General features: G+C 41.4%; 7 protein-coding genes. 3 read left to right on the top strand and 4 right to left on the bottom strand.

What is annotated here, in order from left to right; all coding sequences use genetic code 11:
• A partial coding sequence (locus IJJ71_RS00770) for a PD-(D/E)XK nuclease domain-containing protein (protein WP_296844742.1) occupies positions 1 to 678 on the top strand: 678 nt, incomplete at its 5' end.
• Between the two features lie 57 nt (positions 679 to 735).
• Here IJJ71_RS00770 and IJJ71_RS00765 read toward each other — a convergent pair.
• The 4 genes from IJJ71_RS00765 to IJJ71_RS00750 form a co-directional block, all read right to left on the bottom strand.
• Positions 736 to 993: a hypothetical protein gene (locus tag IJJ71_RS00765; RefSeq protein WP_296844741.1), complete on the bottom strand. Its 258-nt coding sequence runs from the start codon at positions 991 to 993 to the stop codon at positions 736 to 738.
• A 448-nt stretch (positions 994 to 1,441) separates the two neighbouring features.
• A complete protein-coding gene (locus tag IJJ71_RS00760; RefSeq protein ID WP_296844740.1) occupies positions 1,442 to 2,635 on the bottom strand; it encodes a hypothetical protein in 1,194 nt (397 codons plus the stop codon).
• A complete protein-coding gene (locus IJJ71_RS00755; protein WP_296844739.1) occupies positions 2,632 to 2,862 on the bottom strand; it encodes a PD-(D/E)XK nuclease domain-containing protein in 231 nt (76 codons plus the stop codon). Before IJJ71_RS00755 ends, IJJ71_RS00760 begins: the two co-directional genes overlap by 4 nt.
• A gap of 24 nt (positions 2,863 to 2,886) precedes the next feature.
• Positions 2,887 to 3,222 carry a response regulator transcription factor gene (locus IJJ71_RS00750; protein ID WP_296844737.1) on the bottom strand — a complete coding sequence of 112 codons (336 nt, stop codon included), beginning with the start codon at positions 3,220 to 3,222 and terminating at the stop codon, positions 2,887 to 2,889.
• A 293-nt stretch (positions 3,223 to 3,515) separates the two neighbouring features.
• On the opposite strand from IJJ71_RS00750, the gene IJJ71_RS00745 reads away from it, so the two are divergent.
• Complete coding sequence (locus tag IJJ71_RS00745) at positions 3,516 to 3,884, top strand: hypothetical protein (protein ID WP_296844736.1); 369 nt, start codon at positions 3,516 to 3,518, stop codon at positions 3,882 to 3,884.
• Positions 3,884 to 4,119: hypothetical protein (locus tag IJJ71_RS00740; RefSeq protein WP_296844734.1), on the top strand; the 236-nt coding region annotated here is incomplete at its 3' end. The genes IJJ71_RS00745 and IJJ71_RS00740, both read left to right, overlap by 1 nt.

The following is a 4,119-nucleotide window of genomic DNA, read 5'->3' as shown; positions in this document are numbered from 1 at the left end:
CCGACTTTCCTCACCAGGATGATGAAGAATATAAATTTTGATTACACTTCTCTGGAAGATGAAATTGAGGTAGGACGAAGAACCATTGAAAACTATCGGCTTGACTCACAAAATGCCTTGCCGATGCTTTATCAGACTGGTTATATCACAATAAAAAACTATGACAAGGAATTTGACAGTTTTATTCTTGGATTGCCTAACAAAGAAGTAAAGTATGGTCTTTATGAAAACCTTGTTCCACTTTATGCCGGCTACGATGGAAAAAGCGACAATATCGAAGTTTTGAACTTCTTAAAAGAACTCCGAGCCGGCAAGGTCAACGAGTTCATGGAGCGAATCAACAACATTTTTGCCGCAGCCCCAAAAAAGACAAACCAGAAATGCTACGAGCTTGACTGTCAGGCTTTTGTCTGGCTTATCTTCAAGCTCATGGGCGAGTTCGTGCTTTGCGAGGTGCAAAATGGCAAGGGCAGAAGCGATGCTGTTGTTTGGGAAAAATCGGCGATTTACATCTTTGAGTTTAAGATTGACAAGACCGCTAAAGAGGCGATGGAGCAAATCAACGGCAAGGACTACCCTATTTCCTACAAGAGCGACGGACGAAAAATCGTGAAGGTCGCCGTGAATTATTCCAGCGAAAAGGAGCAGCTTGACGACTGGATCATCGAGGAAGAGTAAAAATCTTAAACATGTCCGGCAGCAGCGAGCAGATTTTGGTGCGATTAAATTGCATTTTCAATCTTCATATTCCCATTTTTTGTATATTCGTTCAACGATACCATTCTCAAAGTACACATCAAGAATCAAATACTCATACACGCCCCTTCCGTTTTCCTCTGCGTAAGTAAAACAATTTTCGTTTCTTGAAATCGGGTCTCCAAGAAGCTCCAGAACTTCATTTTCTGTCATACCTTCTTTCAGTAATGGCAAATTCCGGGGATTGAATGTCTGTGAAACTTTCGTGTCAGCCAAAGGATTTTTGTAGTATCTCAAACCAGTCGTCCCCCAAAGAAGACCAAGACAAAAGAATCCTGATAAGAAGATTATGGGAAAGACGATTGATAATGCAATCTTTATTTTCCGGATTTTGACTATTAGCAAAAAGACAAGCGACACTGGAAACATTATGTAGGTAAAGAAAAAATCAAAGAATAGAGTCCTTAGATTCAGATTTGGTTTTAGAATTTTAAGCAGGGATGTGTCTACACCTTTCCAATAACAAGTGGCACAAATGAGACTCAGCAAAGCAGGGATAAAAATCAGAGCCAGAAAAAAAGCCGTGTTTCTTAAAAGAGCGGATTTCAAATAGCTGCGAATCTCGCCTTTGTCAGGGTGCTGTTCCTTGAAATTTTTAAGAGCCGTGGCATCCTTATGAATAAGCGGCAAGTCCAGAAGCAAAACAAAAAATAAAAGCTGCATTAAAGCGATAAATCCCTGCAATTTATTCCCCCTGCTCCGAAAGGATTTTGTCTATCTCCTTCTGCACGTCGCTCATCTTGTAGAGGCGGGTTTCTTCCGTTTTTCCGTTGTCGTATGCAGCAAGAAAGCAGGTGCCGTATTCGGGGTGTTCTATGAAATGATCAAAGGTCCATCGCTGCCATTCTGTGTAATCATCGCTCATAAAAACCATGGGACTGAACATGCCGGGATATTTGTCGGATATTTGAACAAATCCAACTTTGTTCAAGAATTCTCCCTTAAGTCCCCTATAGCCTGAAAGAAAAACACATATCCACCGGCAGTCGGGGGAAGCTGTAAATGCCGCCATCCTTTTTCCGTCTGGAAAAACATGTTCTGCCGTATAGACTTTTACATCAGAATAATCATCATTCCATGTTATGACAAGCGGATATGGCTGTTTAGATTGTGACAATATCATTTTTTTGTTCATATCTACATAGATATCATCTTCAGAAGTTCTCGCCAAAAGACCTGTCATTGTTTTTGTCAAATCATTTTCTATTTTTTTCCCAGAATCTTTGTTATAGAAAAAGAATTTTGAATCATACATTTTCTCATAATATTCAAATGCCAGAAATTCATTTCCAAACGGCTGGAGTTGCTTCCAAAGATGAACCTCACTTCTTTCTTTGTCATGTGAAGTATCTAGGATTTGAGTTCTTTGATTATACGGAAAATAAACGATGCAGTCCGTCTCACCCAAATCCACCCAAAGGAACGAGAGAAGCAATTCATCTTTTGAAAAAGGTGTCACATAACTAACATACCCCTTCCATGACATGACTGGGATAAAGTCACTGCGAAGTTTTGTATCTGCATTATAGCAGAGAAGTTTCATATTGTTCCAAGTCCATACCCAGCCGGTTTCGGGGGAAGCTGAAAAGTACCCTGGTGTGCAATCTTGTTTTGGAAAATTGCAGATGGGCTTTGTGGTCAGTATATCCTTGCCAAAGATTTTTTTCCATTCAAGCGTGGCGAAGCGACCTTTTTTATCTATGGTTATGTATTTCCCTTCCCGCCACGGGAGGCATTTCTCAAAGAGTTCTGTAGAAAGGGTGATATACGGAATGTCAGTCATTTTTTCGTCAGAAACTGTCATTTCTTCTGCCCCCTGCGAAAAAATATACGGCGAGATTAAGAGCAATGTTATGGCCAGCAGATGTTTTGGTTTCATTTTCCGCACTTCCAGCCGAGCATACCTTTTCCTTCGCTAGAAAAGACCACGCCGACTTTGAACATCTCTTTTCCGTTTACGGCAAATCTTTGTGCATATCCGTTCGTGTCTATCTGTGTGAGGGCGTTTTGTGCGACTGTCTCAAAATCCTCGCCTTTGTCCATCTTAAGTTCAAAGATATAAACGCTGTCTTTTGTTGTAACAATTACATCGCTTCTGCCTGCCACGGACTGCACAGGACTTTCAGGAAATTATGCTTCCTGCATATTTCCGTAGACGAGATTCAAGAGCTGTGTTCTGGAGTTTACCCCTGCCTTGTTGAAGATATTGTAGATATGTTTTTTTACGGTCGAGACGCTGATTTTAATCTGCTCGCTTATCTCGTTGTTTGAGCGACCATCGGCTACCAGTTTCAGGACATCGAATTCTCTTTCTGAGAGCGAGAAATTTTTTGCGGCTTTTTCCAGTTGTAAATCCATGGAACTGCTGTTTCCGCTGACATTCATCAAATCACAAATCATATTTTCGAGGCGTTTTATTTCTATCAGGATTGCGTCTATTGCTTTTTCGTTCGGTTCATTCTGCATTCTTTGCCTCCGGTTGATTCTGCTTTCTAAAATAAAAGAGGCCGCTCCGGATTGCTCCAGAACGACCTCTTTGCCATTGAATAGGGAAATTTTCCCTTATATTTTACACTTTTTTCAAAAGTGTGAAAGCGTTTAAGACATGTTTTTTGGCGAATTTCTGTTTTCTGATTAGAACTAAAGTTGAAAAAAAGCAAATTGACACAAATTCTGCCTGTCGGTATAGTTTGAGCATAACTTAGCAAGGGAGCTTCGATCACAAGTCGAGGCTCCCTTTTTTTATTCTGGAGGCTTTTATGGCTTGTTTTCTGGTTCCGCTTGGAGAGGCGGTCGTTCTTACGGTTGCGAAAAAACTCGCGTTCAAAAAGAATGCGGATTCTGTAATCAAGGCAAGGCTCTCAAATCTTGAGAAAATGCTTTACGGCGGAAGTTTTCTTCTTGCGATTGAGCATATTTATCACGGTGAGGTTGTGCTTTATCCGCCATTTTTGACGGCTATGAAAAATCCGGAAGATATTCCTGAGATGCTTCATGAGATGGCGACGGTCGGCGTTTCGATGGCGCTTGTCGTAACGGCTGCCTGGGGAATAGCGGAACTGATTTCGCATTTTGTGAGCAAAAAAATCAGCAAACCGGGAAACAAGAATTTACAGGGGGCGGTCTGATGTGCCTGATTCTTACTATTTGTACGGCTGTCGGATTTTCGGTGGCATACCTTTCCGGCAAAAAAAATGGAACTGAAAATAAAAGCGTTTTTACTGCGATGCTCATGTTCTGGGCGGCAAGCCTTATGTTGAGCATGGACGGAGTCGCTTCGGTTGTTGAAGGTGTAGGATTTTTCGACATCAGCGTTGAGGACACGATTATCGGGGCAATAATTGTTGCGAGCGGAATGTTTGT

The organism is Treponema sp. (assembly GCF_017430385.1).
GTDB lineage: Bacteria > Spirochaetota > Spirochaetia > Treponematales > Treponemataceae > Treponema_D.
Note: the sequence above shows the minus strand (reverse complement) of the source record. Positions and strands in the feature narration are given on the sequence as shown.

Excerpts from the sequence above, each read along its gene's own strand:
- IJJ71_RS00760 (WP_296844740.1), bottom strand. The coding sequence starts at position 2,635 with ATGAAACCAAAACATCTGCTGGCCATAACATTGCTCTTAATCTCGCCG.
- IJJ71_RS00750 (WP_296844737.1), bottom strand. The coding sequence starts at position 3,222 with ATGCAGAATGAACCGAACGAAAAAGCAATAGACGCAATCCTGATAGAA.
- IJJ71_RS00745 (WP_296844736.1), top strand. The coding sequence starts at position 3,516 with ATGGCTTGTTTTCTGGTTCCGCTTGGAGAGGCGGTCGTTCTTACGGTT.